This is a genomic window from Paraburkholderia sp. (assembly GCF_028283785.1).
Classification (GTDB): domain Bacteria; phylum Pseudomonadota; class Gammaproteobacteria; order Burkholderiales; family Burkholderiaceae; genus Paraburkholderia.
The window spans coordinates 243,280-257,483 of sequence record NZ_JAPWKB010000018.1; the positions used below are offsets into that span (position 1 = coordinate 243,280).

Genomic DNA, 14,204 nt, shown 5'->3' on the forward strand with positions numbered 1-14,204 from the left:
CTACTGGCCGCCGCCCCATTGCCAGCGGTCGAAACGCCGTGTGTACAGCAGATCGACGCCGTCGAAGGTGCCGCTATACGCCGCCACCGACCAGTAACGCGTCAGGTTGACGGTCGCCTTGATCGCGTTACTCGCCGACTGCAAGCCCTGTTCGTAGCCGATCACGAGCCACTCGTTGATCGCCTTCGACACCATCACCACCTGCGGGTCCGTCAAGCCCACCTCGCTCCGTCCAACCGAAAACTCGTCGAGACCGAAGGTCTGCGCGATACGTTTGCCGCTCGCGCTGCCGAGCAACGCGAGCGCGGTCGTCATCGTGCTTTGCTGACCGAGGTTGTTACCCTGATCCGTGCCGTGGCCGAACAGCAGCCACGACAGCTTCTCGTTATCCGGCACGTTGGGCTCGGACACCAGTTTGGCGTTCGGCGACTGCACCGTCCCCGTCACCTGCACGCCCGCCTCGACCTGCTGGTTGCGGCGCATCGCCAGAATATTGATGCCCGGATTCGCGACCGGACCGTTGAACGTGAAGAAGCCGTTCTCGATGCCGAGCTTGCGGCCAAACGCCGTGTACGTCGAGCCTTCGGTCACGCGGACATTGCCGACTGCGCGCAGCGGCAGGTTCGGCGCGCTCATCGCGGTGATCGTGCCGCGCAGCCCGAGATCGGCGCCCTGACCGCGGAAACGGAAATCCTTGCCGAGGTCGATATCGATATTGGCGCGCGGCGCGAACCGGCCAACCGGCTTTTCGCTGCCGGGCACCTCAGGCTGCTTCTCGCCGATCACCGTGCCGTCCGGCCGAACCACCACCACGTCGTCGCCCAGCGACGGCGCCGACGACTCCGGCAAATCGAACAGCGCGTGATCGACGGTGAATTTGCCGTTGATCGCCATGCCGCCCTGCGCGCCCGCATTCGCAACGCTCGCGCTGCCCGACAGCGACAATTGCCGGTCGGGCGACGCGAACAGTTCCAGCTTGTCCGCGACGATGCTCGCATTCATGTCCGGCTCCGCGCCGTCCAGGCGCACGCGGCCGGAGGCGCGCAGCGTTCCGCTCGCGCCGTGAAACTCGACCTGCTGGAAGTCGACGAGGTTCTGCGACAGCGCGATCCGGATCACGCCGTCTTTCAACTGCACGCCCTGATCGACCATCGTGGCCGACAGTTCGTCGCCGATCAGCGAGCCCGACAGATTCGGCTTCGCGACCGTGCCGCCGATCGCCAGCTTCAACGCGAGATGCCCGTCGAGCAGATAGCTCGGGCCAAACAGACCGCCGGTGGTTTTCAGCGACGGCACGTTCGCGTTGACGCTGCCGCTGAGCGGCGCTTCCTCGTTGACCGTCAGACGGCCATCGCGCATCGCCAGATTCGTGTGGGCGTCGGCGTCGATCACGCCGAGGCGGCTGGCCTGCGCGTGCACCGTCGCGTTCATCCGGTTGCCCGCGCTGAAGTCGGCGCGCGCCGACAGATCCGTAATACCCAGCGATGCCAGCCCGCGCCCCACTTCGACCGTCACGTCGCCGGTGCGCCGCTTGATCTGGATATGGCCGGTGGCCGTGTCGCCGAGCGCGAAATCCCAGTCGCCGTCGAAGACGAGATCCGATTTCAACGTGGACGGCGTGCCCGTGATCTGCTGCTTCAGTTCCATCAGCCGCGTCAGCGACACCGACGTCAACGATCCCGCCGACTGGATGCGCCCGCGATCGAAAGCGAACGCCTTCAGATCGAGCACCGCGCCTTCGAGCGTGAGCCGCGTCGAACCGAGCGTGATCCGGTTCGCGCTGGCGCCGATCGTCAGCGGCATTTCCAGATTCAATGCCGGCGTGCCGCGATTTTGCAGATGCGACAGCGTGCCGTCCCAATGCGTGCCGTCGCGCGCGTCGGTCAGACGGCCGTTCGCGTTCAACGTCAGATCGAGCGGCTGCCCCTGCAATTTGCCGGTCGTCGCGACGTCGAGCGTGTGGCTCGCGCGCGTGCCGCGCAGATGCGCAGTCAGCGTGGCAAGTTCGACGCCTTCGGTGCGCAGGTTGCGTGCATCGGTCGAGAACACCAGCGCGCCGTTCGCGCCGTCCCGCAACTCGGCATGACCTTCCGCGTGACCGACCTGGTTGGCGCCGAACACGACGCTGTCCGCCTTGTAGTTCAGCACGACGTTCGGATGCGCGAACGAGCCGGTCAGATCGCCGTCCGCCGCGACCACGCCCGCGAGACCGAAGCCGAGCCGGTCGAGCGCAGGCGCGTCGACGCGGAAGCGCAAGCGGTCGCCGGGCGCGCCGAAGCTGCCTTGCAGATTGACCTGATTGCCTGCCACCGACAATTCCGCGCGGCTCGGCAGGATGCGCGAACCGGCAAGCTGGATCGTGCCTGCGCCCGTCAGCGGCAAACCGTCGTAGACACTTTGAGTGAGCTTGAAATCGGCCTTGGTGGTGAAGGTCGGGCCGAGCACGCCCGCTGCGCTCAGCGTGCCGCTCACGCGCGCGTCGATCCGGTGCGCGGGCGTGGCGGTCGCGCGGCCTTTGGCTTTGCCTCTGACCGGCGCGTCCTTGCGCGGCGGCTTCGCGGCGGCGGTTTTGACCGCATTCGCGGTGGCGTCGACCGATGCCTGGGCGACCGCTTTCGCCGCGTCCGCGACCGGACCTTCGTTCGCGCCTTGCGCGGATTGTGTGGCTTTACCCGCAGCCTTCCCGGCGGGTTTCGGCGCGGGCCGGGTTTCAGCCCGGTTTTCGGGCTTCGGTGTAGAACCGGACGTGGACTGGCTGCCCGCTTTCGATGACGTCGAAGGTTTCGGCAAGTCCACCGGCGTGCGCGACGGCATTTGCGAGGTCAGCGACAATGGATCGAAATCGGTCAGTTGCGCCTTCAGGTTGTACGTCGAATTCGTGTCGTGCTTGATCGCGCCCGACAGATCGATGCGGCCCTTGCCCGAGGTCACGCGCACGTCGCTGAAGCTGGTGCGCGCCGGATCGAGCGTGACCTTGCCTTGCGCGCGCAGACCGGCCTTCGGGTCGGCGAGATCGAGCGTGACGCTCTGGATGTCGTCGTTCAGGCGGATCGCGACCGGTCCGGCGAGTTGGGTCGGACGGACCGTGGCTTCCAGTGCGTTCAGGTCGAGACCGGCGACCTGGAAATCGAACTGGCCGCGCTTGCCGGTCAGCGCGCCGCCGCCCTTGAGCGTGGCGCTTTTGACGAGGCGCACGTTCAGGTTCGAAATGCGCTGCGCCTGCGCGTCGAGCCGGATGTCGGCGTGTGCGTCGATCAGCGGCAACAGGTGTTGATCGATCGCGCCCGGTGTCGCGTTGACGATCGATACCGATCCGGCCACCGCGAAGCCCGCCGCACGTTCGCCGGCGGTGGGGTTTTCGTCCGTGGGACGGGTTTGTGGCGAAGAGGCCGTGGCTGCGCTGGCGGCGCTAACCGCGCTCGCCATGCTGGCGACGCGAGGCAAGCCCGACGCGCCGACCGCGCTCGCCGCAGCTTTCGGCGTTGTGCCCGCGCTCGCGCTCGCACCTACGCCCCCGCCCGCACCCGCACCAACCGGCGACAGATCCGCACGCACCGCGAGATCGGCCGCGGGCGCGCCCGGCGCGAATGCTTGCGGATTCACGTGATCGAAGGTCAGCGTGGCGCGGCGCAACGGCACGTCGCTGAACGGCGTGGCTTCGACGCGCGCGTGACCGCTCAGCTTCATCCCGCTCGCATCGAGTTCGGCGAGCAGGTTCTCCAGCGAGCCGGACAGATGACCGCCGACCTGCACCGCTTCGTTGTTGACCTTGCCCGAATAGCCGAGGTCGCCGGTCAGCGGAAACGGCTGCACGCCATCGAGTTTCGCCGAAGCCGTGACCGCGCCGAACGGCGTATCGAGCCGATCGACGGCGGCCTCGTGATGCCGGCCGTCGCTGCGCCCGTGGAACTGGAAACGCGAAAACTCGGTGGTCGACGAACCTTGATGCAGCAGCAGCCGCTCGACGCTGATATCGCGAATCTCGATCTGCATCGGCAATAGCAGGTCTTTCGGCAAGCTGACCGGACCGCTGCTCGACGACGACGACGAACCGATCCGCGCGTCGATCGTGCCGACGTGTAAGTAGTCGATCGCGAAACGCCACGGCGCGCGCGTCAGCGCCCAACGCCCGCTGATCCGGTCGATCCGGATATCGGTGCCGCGACTGTCCAGACTGTGCCAGGCCACGTGATCGAGCCGCACGCCACGCGACAGCGCGCCGCCTTCGAGCGTGCCAGTGAGTCGTCCATCGAGCAGTTTCACCGCCGCGCGCCACGCGTACGCGGTGCCGCGCTCGGTCGTCAGCGCGCCGTACAGCAAGCCCACGCCCAGCGCGACCAGCAACACCAGCACGGCCAGCACCCACACCAGCACACGCCACCCGCGACGCCGACGGCGCGGCGCGGGAGCGGGCGGCTGCGGCGGCGTACCGGCGTCGCCGGTCCCACCGGGCGTGGCGTCGCCGGTGGAGTGCGGAGGCGGGTTGGCGGAAGCGTCCGTCGTCATACGGAAAAGTGGCGAATGAAGTGCAAGACAGTCGGCACGGCTGAATAGGATGTCAGGAAAAATTCCGTCGGAGAAATCGCATGTCGCATCAGAACGCGATCCCCAATGTCAGATACGGACGCACGCTCTTGTTGCGAATGCCGTAGGCGATATCGACGTTGACCGGACCGACCGGGCTGCGCCACCGAGCGCCGACACCGACGCCCGGATAGAACACTTTTTCGCCCCAGGTATCGGTCGCGGTGCCGATATCGAAAAACGCGGCCGCGCCCCAATCGTGGTTGAACCAGTGCTGATACTCGCCGCTGCCGGTCAGCAGATATTTGGTGGGCAGAATCGAGCCGTCGACGTTGTTACCGATGCTCTGGAAGCCATAGCCGCGCACCGAATTCGACCCGCCCGCGCGAAACAGCAGCGACGCCGGCACGCCGCTCGACGGCCCGCTCGTGAACACGCCGCCCATTTCCGCACGAAACACGATGATGTCGGCCTTGCCGATCGGGACGTACTGCTGGCCGCGCGCGTAACCGCGCACGAAGCTCTGGTCGGTCAGCATATGCTTGACCGCGAAGCCCGCCTCGACGTGAATCAGGTTGCCCGAACGCGGGAACAACGGGTCGTCGGTATTGCGGCGGGTCCATGACCACGCGGGCACCAGCGCGCGGCTCGTGGTCGGCGCGATGGCGTTCTGGTCCAGCCGGTCCTGGTAGTAGAGGATCGAATACGAGTAATCGATGTACTGCGAGGTGCGGGTTCGCTGCACGCCCGCACGAATACTGTAGATGCGGGTGTCGGACACATCCGTGGTCGTATAGGAACCCAACACACTGTTGGTCCAGCCACGCGCGCCCGGCGGCATTGCCAGCTGGATCTGACCGTACTGCTGGACTTCGTCGATGCGTCCTTCGATCGAGAAAGGCCACGCTTTGCCGAAGGTGTCGAGGTACGAATACGCGCCCTGCACCTGCGGACCGTTATCGGTCGAATAACCGATACCGCCGCGCACGCTGTTATACGGATATTCGCTGACCTTCACGTGAACCGGCGTTTCGGCGGGTTTGGCCGTGTCGTTGTCTACGTCGATCGCGACGCTCGCGTAGTACGGCGTGTTCTGCAACTGCCGCTGAAGCTCGGTCACGCGCTGCACGTCGTACACATCGCCAACCGCAATCGGGTTCACGTTCGTGACGATGTGCTCCGGATAACGCCGCGTGCCGGACACGTCCAGCGGCCCCATCGTGAAGGTCGGACCGCTGTCGAACGACACGGTGAGCTTTGCGTCGTGCGTGCGCGGATCGATCCGCGCGACCGAGCGCGCGATTTTCGCGCCCAGATAACGCTTCGACTGCAAGGCCTTCAGCGCGTCGTTCTTCGCGTCGTTCCAGCCTGCCTGCGAAAACGGGTCGCCTTCGTGCAGCGAAAACGCAAAGCGCGTGGCGTTTTCCTGCTCCGGCGCTTCGGTCAGGATCGGCCCGCGAAACGACAGCGAGATCGACGAAATGGTGGTGAGCGGCCCGGGATCGACGCTGACCGTCACGTGCTTGCGACCGTCGACGGTTCGCACGTCGGTGCGCACGACCGGCGTGAAATAACCGCTGGTGGAAGCGAGATCGCGCACCTGTTGCGGCGTCGCGGTGACGAGAAATTCGAACTGGTCTTCGCTGATGTCGTCGCGCTTTGCGAAGCGGGAAATATCCAGGTGCGCTTCGAGCAGTTTGCGCAGATCGCGCGGCGTGGCCTCGATGTCGACGGTGTACGCCGCATGATGGCGCGAGAACCACGCGGCCTGCGCCTCGCGCGACGCAAACGGCGCGGTGAAGCCCAGCATCACGACCGCGCACGCGACGCACCCGCGCAGCGTCAGCGGCAGGAACGAGATCAACGCGGCCAGATGCGTGCGCCCGAAGGATCGCGCCGCTGCCGCCTGCCTGCTCCGCCCGTGCGGCGTTCTGATCGCACACCCCGTCAAACAGGACCTCCAGCCGTTGTCAGTCAATCTGTTGAAAAATCGTCGTGCCGTAGAGCGAAACCGCGCGCGACAAGGACCGCCGGAGACCGTCATGCAACGCCATGGACGCTGTGACCGCCACGCACCGAAGCACGCTATTTGAACACAAGGGCACGGCCCGACGCGATCTTGAAAAAAGACCGGACAGCCCTGCAAACACTGGATTGTGGCGTATTGATCTGGATATTGGCGGCTGCGTGCGCGGGATCGAGAACCGCCGATGCAAGCTTGCCACAGACCGCGACTAAAATGGGGCGCAAATCCGGCGCAATCCGTTCAAACGCCCATCCGGCGCGGCGCGCGGCCGTTTTCGACGAGCCGGCCGCGCATCGGCAGCCCGGCTTGGACGCGACACGCGCCGCATCGTTCCAGCACTTTTATCGAAGAATTGTCGGCCGGATTGGGTTCGCGCCGACGCTTGCGGTAAAATTACGCCCGACCACGGTTCCTGTCTCAAAAGATTTTAAAGAGACGGTAGCCCTCTCTCTCAATTGGACGTCGAGCCATGTATCAGTCGGACATCACCCAGTTTCTGAATCAGCTGAAAGAGCAAAAGCCCTCGCTGGAAGCCGAGCAGCGTCGCGGCCGTTCGTTGCTGTGGGACAAGCAGCCGGTCGATCTCGACGAGCGTGCCGAGCAGAAGGCTTCGCGCGTTCAGCAGACGCCTTACGTCTACTACCAGAACTTCTAAACGTGTCCGCCGCCGACGAGGCGCGCCACAAGGCCAACCAGCACGGTCCGGTTCAGCCGGACGCTGCGCTGGCCGCGCCCGCTACCGACTCGACGCCCAATGTCATCGACGGCATTGCGTTCGCGCGCCTGTACGGCGAGCCGCTCTTCAAGCTTCCGCACGACCTCTACATTCCGCCCGACGCGCTCGAAGTGTTTCTCGAGACCTTCGAAGGGCCGCTGGATCTGTTGCTGTACCTGATCCGCAAGCAGAACTTCAACGTGCTCGACATCCCGATGGCGGATGTCACCGTGCAATATCTCGGTTACGTCGAGCAGTTGCGCGAGACCAATCTCGAACTCGCATCCGAATATCTGTTGATGGCGGCGATGCTGATCGAAATCAAGTCGCGGATGCTGCTGCCGGTCAAGAAAGCCGACACCGGCGATGAAGCCGAAGATCCGCGTGCGGAACTGGTGCGCCGTCTGCTCGAATACGAGCAGATGAAGCTGGCCGCACAGCGCATCGACCAGATTCCGCAACTGGGCCGCGACTTCCTGCGCGCCGACGTCTATATCGAGCAAAGCAGCACGCCGCGCTTTCCCGACGTGAACAGCGACGACCTGCGCGCCGCGTGGGCCGACGTGATCAAGCGGGCGAAACTGGTCCAGCATCACAAGATCTCGCGCGAGGAACTGTCGGTGCGCGAGCATATGAGCGTGATCCTGCGGCGACTGCAGTCGTCGCGCTTCATGGAATTCACCGAACTGTTCGACGTCACCCGCGGCGTGCCGGTGGTGGTGGTCAACTTCATCGCAATGCTGGAGTTGTCGCGTGAATCGCTGGTCGAAATTACCCAGGCCGAACCGTTCGCCCCGATCTACGTGCGCCTCGCCTACCTGCCGGCCTGAGTTTTCCGGCCGGCGTCATGGCCGTCACCACGGCCGCGGCACGGCATCTGCTGATCCATTTCGGTGCAGAGTCGGGACATCCCCCTACGCACGCCTCTTTCCGGTGCGACAGTGCCGCAAATCCACTACAATCCCGCGCTCAAACCCGGGTAGCCGGAAGAGGCGCGTGACGCGCGAGGAAAACACCGTCCGATTATGAAAGTCATCAGCTCGATCCACGAATTGCGCGACCAGTTGCGCGGCCAGAATCGCACCGCCTTCGTCCCGACGATGGGCAATCTGCACGAAGGCCATCTGTCGTTGATGCGCCTCGCGCGCCAGCACGGCGACCCGGTGGTCGCGAGCATTTTCGTCAACCGTCTGCAATTCGGGCCGAACGAAGATTTCGACAAATACCCGCGCACGCTCGAAGCCGACATCGACAAGCTGCAAAAGGAAGGCGTCTACGTGCTGTTCGCGCCGACCGAGCGCGATCTGTATCCGGAACCGCAGGAATATCGCGTGCATCCGCCGCACGACCTGGGCGACATTCTGGAAGGCGAATTCCGTCCCGGCTTCTTCCAGGGCGTCTGCACGGTCGTGATGAAGCTGATGTCGTGCGTGCAGCCGCGCGTCGCGGTGTTCGGCAAGAAGGATTATCAGCAGCTGATGATCGTGCGTCAGATGTGCAACCAGTTCGCGCTGCCCACCGACATCATCGCCGCCGAAACCGTGCGCGACGCGGACGGCCTCGCGCTCAGTTCGCGCAACCGTTATCTGCAGACCGCCGAACGCGCCGAAGCGCCGCAACTGGCCGCCGCGCTGAACCGCGTGCGCGACGCGGCGCTGGCGGGCGAGCGGGACTTCGCGAAGCTCGAACGCACGGCAATGGCGGAACTCGCCGCGCGCGGCTGGCAACCGGACTACATCGCGGTGCGCAAGCGCTCGAACCTGCTGCCGCCGGGCGCGCAGGACGCCGAAGCGCCGCTGGTGGTGCTGGCTGCGGCGAAGATCGGCGCGACGCGACTGATCGACAACCTCGAAATCTGACGCAGCCGGAAGTTCCGAACGCCGTCATCCAAGCAGTCACGCAACATCACGGAAATTGCCATGCAACGTCACATGCTGAAGTCGAAGATTCACCGCGTCGCCGTTACGCATTGCGAGCTGCACTACGAAGGCTCGTGCGCGATCGACGAAGACCTGCTCGAAGCAGCGAATATCGTCGAAAACGAGCGGATCGACATCTGGAACATCAATAACGGCGAGCGCTTCACGACCTACGCGATCAAGGGCGAGCGCGGCAGCGGGATGATTTCGCTGAATGGATCTGCGGCACGGCGTGCGCAGCTCGGCGATCTGGTGATCATCGCCGCTTTCGCGGCCGTCGATGACGCCGAACTGAAGGCGGGCTGGAAGCCGGATCTGGTGTTCGTTGACGACAACAACCGGATCAAGGGCAGCCGCGATCACGTGCCGACCCAAAGCTGGACCTGATTGCCCAAGGCGTGAGCGCGACCGCCTGACAACCCTCTCGCGGCGGGCCGACCGGCCCGCCCGTCATGCCTTCGCGTCAACCCAATCGACGATCGGCTGCCACTGTTCCAGATCTTTATCGACGCGGCTTTTCGCGACATCCCACAGCGTCAGGCCGTGCGCGGCAAGCTGCACATAGTTCTGCGTGTCGCGCAGAAAGCCGAGCACCGGCAGGTTCAGACCTTCGACGAAGCGGTGCAACTGTTCCGCCGAGCGCGTGCGCGCATCGACCCGCATCCCCACCACCCCGACCTGAATCGCGCCCTTGCGGACCGCCTTCTCTTTGGCGAGACGTTCGAGAAATTCCTGCGTGGCCAGAATATCGAACATCGACGGCTGAAGCGGCACGATCACCTTGTCGGCCAAACCCAGCGCGAGATTGAGCCGGTTGCCGTGCAGGCCCGCGGGCGTGTCGATGACCGCGCGCTCCAGGCCTTTGGGCGGCTTCGCGGGCGAGTCGGGATCGACCGCCCACGCTTCGATCTTCGGCAAGGTGTCGGGACGCAATTCGAGCCACGCCCGAGCCGACTGCTGCCGGTCGAGGTCCGCCAGCGCGACCCACTCCCCGGCAGCCGCAAAATATCCGGCCAGATTGGTCGACAGCGTGCTTTTTCCCACGCCGCCTTTAGGATTCGCTACTACGATCACCGTCATGAATTCTCCCGGAAAGAAGGCTGGTCCGGCCAGCCGGTTTGCCGCTTGATGCGATCTGCGATTGCGCCGGCGAGCGTCTGCGTTGCTCGGCGCTCACCGGTTGCAGCCGTTGATAATATCGGCAAATGCAACCGGGCCGAAGTCCGGCGACCGTTTCCTAAGGGAATTCGCCACTGCACCCGTACCGGCTTTTTCGCTTTTTCTCTCACAGGACGACTCACCATGAGCACATTGCGCCCGGAATTCACGATCGATGCGTTGCACGAACGTCAGAGCGGCAAACTGCCGGATCTGCTGGGGTTTCGCGTGACCGCGCTCGAACACGGCATGCTGTCGGCGGAGCTGACGGTGCGCAGCGAATTGCTCGCGCCGAACGGCTTTCTGCATGCCGCGACCGTGATCGGACTCGCGGATACCGCATGCGGCTACGGATGCTTCGCACACCTGCCGGAGACCGCCCGCAATTTCACGACGGTCGAACTCAAGAGCAACTTCCTCGGCACCGCGCGCGACGGCGTGATCCGCGCCGTTGCAAAAGCCGCGCATCTGGGGCGCACAACGCAAGTGTGGGACGCCACCGTCAGCGACGAAAACGGCAAGGCGATCGCGCTATTCCGCTGCACGCAGATGGTGTTGTACTGACACTGACCGCAAGCCACCGGCCCCGGACCCACCGCTGCCAGCGTCAGCGGATCGTCGCGAAAAGCCGGGCTAGATCGACGTGTTCGGCGAGCGTGTCGGCCAGCCGGTCGAGCGAGGCTTCGCGCATGGCCGGGTAATCGATCGCGTCGGCGTCCGCGAGACCGGACCACGCGAGCAGCGCCGAACATGCGGCGGGCGTGTCGAACAGGCCGTGCACGTAGGTGGCGAGAATCTGTCCGTCGGCGGACAACGCGCCGTCGGGGCGCGTGTGTTGCGCTGCAGCTGCGTTCACGCGGTCCGCGCCGTCGTCGTTCTCGCCGTTCTTGCCTTCCGCATTGCCGTTGCCGTCGCCGAGCTGTTCGGCCAATCGCAACGCGGGCGCATCGAGCGCCGGGCCACCGGTTTCGCCCATATGAATCTCGTAGCCGATCACCTGCGGCGCGCCCGGCAACGCCAGCGTACCGCTGACGTTTTTCAGCGTCTTGTCGCGCGTGAGCGTGGTCGCATAGTCGAGCCAGCCGAGACCCGCGACACTGCCCGGCGCGCCTTCGACGCCGTGCGGGTCGGCCACTTCGCGGCCCAGCATCTGCATGCCGCCGCAAATTCCGATCACCTTGCCGCCATATCGCAAATGCCGCTGCAACACCGCGTCCCAGCCTTGTGCGCGCAGAAATGCGAGGTCGCCCTGCACGTTCTTCGATCCCGGCAGAATGATCAGATCCGCCGGCGGCGGCGTCGTGCCACTGCGCACGTACTCGAAATCGACCTGCGGATGCGCGCGCAACGGATCGAAATCCGTATGGTTGCTGATGTGCGGCAGCGCGGGCACGACCACCCGCAAGCGCGGCTTGCCGCCCGCGTCCGCCGCGCGTAACTCGCGCGGCAACATGTCTTCGGCGTCGAGCGTGAGACCGTGCAGATATGGCACGACACCGAGCACCGGTTTGCCGGTCTTCGCTTCCAGCCAGTCGAGCCCCGGCTTCAGCAGGCTCACGTCGCCGCGAAACCGGTTGATGATGAAACCCACCACGCGCGCCTGCTCGGTTTCCGACAGACAGGCGAGCGTGCCCGTCAGATGCGCGAACACGCCGCCACGGTCGATATCCGCGACCAGCACGACCGGGCAGTCCACCGCTTCCGCGAAGCCCATATTGGCGATGTCGCGATCGCGCAGATTGATTTCGGCCGGGCTGCCCGCGCCTTCGACGAAGATCGCGTCGTAGTTCGACTGCAAGCGCGCATACGACGCCAGCACCGCTTCGAACGCGACCGGTTTGTAGTCGTGATACGCGCGTGCATCGAGATTCATGCGGGCGCGGCCGTGGATGATGACCTGCGCGCCACGGTCGCTGGTCGGCTTAAGCAGCACCGGGTTCAGATCCGTATGCGCCGCGATGCCCGCAGCGATCGCCTGCAACGCCTGTGCACGGCCAATTTCTCCGCCATCGACCGTGACCGCGCTGTTCAGCGCCATGTTCTGCGGCTTGAACGGCGCGACCTTCACCCCCGCGCGCCGCACGAGACGGCACAGGCCCGCGACCAGCGTGCTCTTGCCGGCGTCGGACGTGGTGCCCTGGATCATCAGCGTGCCGCGCAGCGGGTGCGCTGCCGACGTGACGTCGGGCGAAACGGACAGAGACTCGAAGGAAGTGGTCACGTGATGGCAAAAGTATCGGATTCGGATGCACGCATTATCCCATCGCGAACCCGATAAATTGTCCGCCTATGACTTCTGGACAAGGCCGTGTTCGCGCAATCCGCGCCGACGCGCCGGTACAATCGCACGATGATTTCACGCGACCTCACCTTCGTCCTCGGCGGCGCCCGCTCGGGCAAAAGCGCGCATGCCGAACAGCTTGCGAGCGACAGCGCGCGCCCTGTCACGTACATCGCGACCGCTCGCGTCTCGAACGACGACGAGTTCGCCGCGCGCATCGCGCATCATCGCGCGCGCCGTCCGGATCACTGGGCGCTGAGCGAAGCGCCGCTCGACCTGGCCGGCGCCGTCCGCGCGGCCGACGCACCCGGCCAATGCATCCTGATCGACTGCCTGACGCTATGGCTCGCGAACCTGCTGTGTCCCCCTGACGACGCACCGTTCGAGGGCAATCACCTGACGTATTTCGCCGCGTTCGAAGCCGCGCTGAACGACGCGCGCGGCAAGATCGTCGTGGTCAGCAACGAGATCGGTCTGGGCGTCGTGCCGCTCGGCGCGGCCACTCGTCTGTATGTCGACGAACTCGGCCGTTTGAACCAGCGCGTGGCCGCCATGTGCACGCACGTGACGATGATGGTTGCGGGCTTGCCGCTGGTGTTGAAGCCGTCCGCGCCATCCACTTCGCAGGCGGGCCGTCCATGATGCTCAGTTTGCCGTTGATCGCCACGCTGGCCGTGGCCGGCGTCGCCGTAGACCGGCTGATCGGCGAGCCGCGCAACCGTCATCCGCTGGTCGGATTCGGCAAGCTCGCGATGCAGCTCGAACTGCACTACAACACCGGCCGGCGCGGCCGGATGAAAGGCTTGCTGGCATGGTGCCTCGCCGTGTTTCCGCCGGTTCTGGTGAGCGCGTGGCTCGCCGTGATGCTGCCGTTCGGCGCTGCGTGCGTGCTGCACGTCGGGCTGTTGTGGTTCGCGCTCGGTGCGCGCAGCTTGCGCGAGCATATTGCGCCGATCGGCCGTGCGTTGATGAATCGCGATCTCGACGAAGCGCGACGCCTGACCTCGCGGATCGTGTCGCGCGACACCATCAATGCCGATGCGCCCGCGTTATCGCGCGCCGCCGTCGAATCCGCGCTGGAAAAACGGCAACGACGCGATCTTCGGCACGCTGTTCTGGTTCGTGATTGCGGGCGGTCCGGGCGCGCTCGCGTTTCGGCTCGCCAACACGCTCGACGCGATGTGGGGCTACAAGAACACGCGTTATCTGCGTTTCGGCTGGGCCGCCGCCCGCATCGACGACGTGCTGAACTGGATCCCCGCCCGGCTGACGGCCGCGAGTTACGCGCTGCTCGGCGACACGCGCGCCGCGTGGGATTGCTGGCGTCAGCAGGCGCCGCGCTGGGACAGCCCGAACGCCGGCCCGGTGATGGCCTCGGGCGCGGGCAGCCTGAACGTGGTGATCGGCGGCGCGGCAACGTATCACGGCGTCGTGGAGACGCGTCCGTTGCTCGGCGTCGGGCAGGACGCCACGCCCGCGCACGTCACCGCCGCGTTGCGGCTGGTCGAGCGCTCGCTGGCGTTGTGGCTGGCAGTGCTGATCGTGCTCGCGCTGTCGAGCGTTCCGTTTCAATGACAGGCG

General features: G+C 65.4%; 10 protein-coding genes and 1 pseudogene. 7 read left to right on the forward strand and 4 right to left on the reverse strand.

Annotation, left to right across the window (positions count from 1 at the left end; translation table 11 throughout):
• Together PW947_RS20930 and PW947_RS20935 are read right to left on the reverse strand one after the other, a co-directional pair.
• Complete coding sequence (locus PW947_RS20930) at positions 1-4,506, reverse strand: translocation/assembly module TamB domain-containing protein (RefSeq protein WP_299634297.1); 4,506 nt, start codon at positions 4,504-4,506, stop codon at positions 1-3.
• A gap of 88 nt (positions 4,507-4,594) precedes the next feature.
• Complete coding sequence (locus PW947_RS20935) at positions 4,595-6,334, reverse strand: autotransporter assembly complex family protein (RefSeq protein ID WP_299634591.1); 1,740 nt, start codon at positions 6,332-6,334, stop codon at positions 4,595-4,597.
• Positions 6,335-7,019: 685 nt separating this feature from the next.
• Between PW947_RS20935 and PW947_RS20940 the strand changes: the two genes are divergently transcribed.
• The 4 genes from PW947_RS20940 to panD all read left to right on the forward strand — a co-directional run bounded on the left by PW947_RS20940 (position 7,020) and on the right by panD (position 9,571).
• Positions 7,020-7,205 carry a DUF3460 family protein gene (locus tag PW947_RS20940; RefSeq protein WP_299634298.1) on the forward strand — a complete coding sequence of 62 codons (186 nt, stop codon included), beginning with the start codon at positions 7,020-7,022 and terminating at the stop codon, positions 7,203-7,205.
• 2 nt (positions 7,206-7,207) lie between these two features.
• Positions 7,208-8,095, forward strand: a complete 888-nt coding sequence (locus tag PW947_RS20945; RefSeq protein WP_299634299.1) for a ScpA family protein — start codon at positions 7,208-7,210, stop codon at positions 8,093-8,095.
• 195 nt (positions 8,096-8,290) lie between these two features.
• Entirely contained in the window at positions 8,291-9,124 is an 834-nt protein-coding gene (gene panC / locus PW947_RS20950; RefSeq protein WP_299634300.1) for a pantoate--beta-alanine ligase, read from the forward strand.
• A 60-nt stretch (positions 9,125-9,184) separates the two neighbouring features.
• Positions 9,185-9,571, forward strand: a complete 387-nt coding sequence (gene panD / locus PW947_RS20955; protein WP_299634301.1) for an aspartate 1-decarboxylase — start codon at positions 9,185-9,187, stop codon at positions 9,569-9,571.
• 63 nt (positions 9,572-9,634) lie between these two features.
• Here the strand turns inward: panD and PW947_RS20960 are convergent, their stop codons facing one another.
• Positions 9,635-10,264 carry a ParA family protein gene (locus PW947_RS20960; protein WP_299634302.1) on the reverse strand — a complete coding sequence of 210 codons (630 nt, stop codon included), beginning with the start codon at positions 10,262-10,264 and terminating at the stop codon, positions 9,635-9,637.
• Between the two features lie 222 nt (positions 10,265-10,486).
• On the opposite strand from PW947_RS20960, the gene PW947_RS20965 reads away from it, so the two are divergent.
• Positions 10,487-10,906 carry a PaaI family thioesterase gene (locus PW947_RS20965; protein WP_299634303.1) on the forward strand — a complete coding sequence of 140 codons (420 nt, stop codon included), beginning with the start codon at positions 10,487-10,489 and terminating at the stop codon, positions 10,904-10,906.
• A 43-nt stretch (positions 10,907-10,949) separates the two neighbouring features.
• Here the strand turns inward: PW947_RS20965 and PW947_RS20970 are convergent, their stop codons facing one another.
• The gene (locus tag PW947_RS20970) at positions 10,950-12,488 is read right to left on the reverse strand and encodes a cobyric acid synthase (RefSeq protein ID WP_299634593.1); all 1,539 of its coding nucleotides are present in this window, start codon (positions 12,486-12,488) and stop codon (positions 10,950-10,952) included.
• A 204-nt stretch (positions 12,489-12,692) separates the two neighbouring features.
• On the opposite strand from PW947_RS20970, the gene cobU reads away from it, so the two are divergent.
• Positions 12,693-13,265, forward strand: a complete 573-nt coding sequence (cobU, locus tag PW947_RS20975) for a bifunctional adenosylcobinamide kinase/adenosylcobinamide-phosphate guanylyltransferase (protein WP_299634304.1) — start codon at positions 12,693-12,695, stop codon at positions 13,263-13,265.
• Positions 13,265-14,198, forward strand: a pseudogene (cbiB, locus tag PW947_RS20980) (adenosylcobinamide-phosphate synthase CbiB). The gene cobU and the pseudogene cbiB overlap by 1 nt, the downstream one beginning before the upstream one ends.
• Positions 14,199-14,204: the final 6 nt, after the last annotated feature.